Genomic DNA, 1,657 nt, shown 5'->3' with positions numbered 1-1,657 from the left:
AGAACTAATCGAAATTGTGCATGAATAAGTAACTCTCTAATTCACTTTAGAGTGTTCTTTTCCGACAATTTTTAAGTTTAACTTCCATTTAAGTGTGCTTTAACAACAAACTCTGGTTGATCCTGCCAGAGGTTACTGCTATCGGTGTTCGACTAAGCCATGCGAGTCAAATGTTCTTCGTGAACATGGCGGACTGCTCAGTAACACGTGGATAACCTGCCCTTAGGTTCGGCATAACTCCGGGAAACTGGAGATAATTCCGAATAGGTCAAATATGCTGGAATGCTTTTTGGCCAAAAGACTTCGGTTGCCTAAGGATGGATCTGCGGTCTATCAGGTAGTAGTGGGTGTAACGTACCTACTAGCCTACGACGGATATGGGTTGTGAGAGCAAGAGCCCAGAGATGGATTCTGAGACATGAATCCAGGCCCTACGGGGCGCAGCAGGCGCGAAAACTTTACAATGCGGGAAACCGCGATAAGGGGACACCGAGTGCCAGCATTTATGTTGGCTGTCCACATGTGTAAACGGCATGTGTTAGCAAGGGCCGGGCAAGACCGGTGCCAGCCGCCGCGGTAACACCGGCGGCCCGAGTGGTAATCACTTTTATTGGGTCTAAAGGGTCCGTAGCCGGTTTGATCAGTTCTTCGGGAAATCTGACAGCTCAACTGTTAGGCTTCCGGGGAATACTGTCAGACTTGGGACCGGGAGAGGTAAGAGGTACTACAGGGGTAGGAGTGAAATCTTGTAATCCCTGTGGGACCACCAGTGGCGAAGGCGTCTTACCAGAACGGGTCCGACGGTGAGGGACGAAAGCTGGGGGCACGAACCGGATTAGATACCCGGGTAGTCCCAGCCGTAAACGATGTTCGCTAGGTGTCAGGGGCGGTGCGACCGCTTCTGGTGCCGTAGGGAAGCCGTGAAGCGAACCACCTGGGAAGTACGGCCGCAAGGCTGAAACTTAAAGGAATTGGCGGGGGAGCACTACAACGGGTGGAGCCTGCGGTTTAATTGGACTCAACGCCGGAAAACTCACCGGGGGCGACAGCAATATGTAGGTCAAGCTAAAGACTTTACCTGAATCGCTGAGAGGAGGTGCATGGCCGTCGTCAGTTCGTACTGTGAAGCATCCTGTTAAGTCAGGCAACGAGCGAGACCCGTGCCCACTGTTGCCAGCATGTCCTTCGGGATGATGGGTACTCTGTGGGGACCGCTGGTGCTAAACCAGAGGAAGGTGCGGGCTACGGTAGGTCAGTATGCCCCGAATCTCCCGGGCTACACGCGGGCTACAATGGTTGGGACAATGGGTCCCTACACCGAAAGGTGATGGTAATCTCTTAAACCCAACCGTAGTTCGAATCGAGGACTGTAACTCGTCCTCGTGAAGCTGGAATCCGTAGTAATCGCGTTTCAACATAGCGCGGTGAATACGTCCCTGCTCCTTGCACACACCGCCCGTCAAACCACCCGAGTGAGGTATGGGTGAGGGCACGGACTTAGTGCCGTGTTCGAACCTAAATTTCGCAAGGGGGGTTAAGTCGTAACAAGGTAGCCGTAGGGGAATCTGCGGCTGGATCACCTCCTAAGCAAGATCCGCACAAAGCGGATCACCGCTATCAGTCAGAAATCGATAAACTGCCAAATTCAACAAACCAC

Annotated in this window: 1 rRNA gene; it reads left to right on the top strand. The window is 52.6% G+C overall.

Annotation, left to right across the window (positions count from 1 at the left end):
* Positions 1 to 109: 109 nt before the first annotated feature.
* A 16S ribosomal RNA gene (locus tag KDK67_RS14025) occupies positions 110 to 1,585 on the top strand.
* Positions 1,586 to 1,657 lie beyond the last annotated feature (72 nt).

The organism is Methanococcoides seepicolus (genome assembly GCF_023684405.1).
In the GTDB taxonomy this organism is placed as follows: Archaea; Halobacteriota; Methanosarcinia; order Methanosarcinales; family Methanosarcinaceae; genus Methanococcoides; species Methanococcoides seepicolus.
This window is presented reverse-complemented; position numbering and strand designations above follow the sequence as displayed.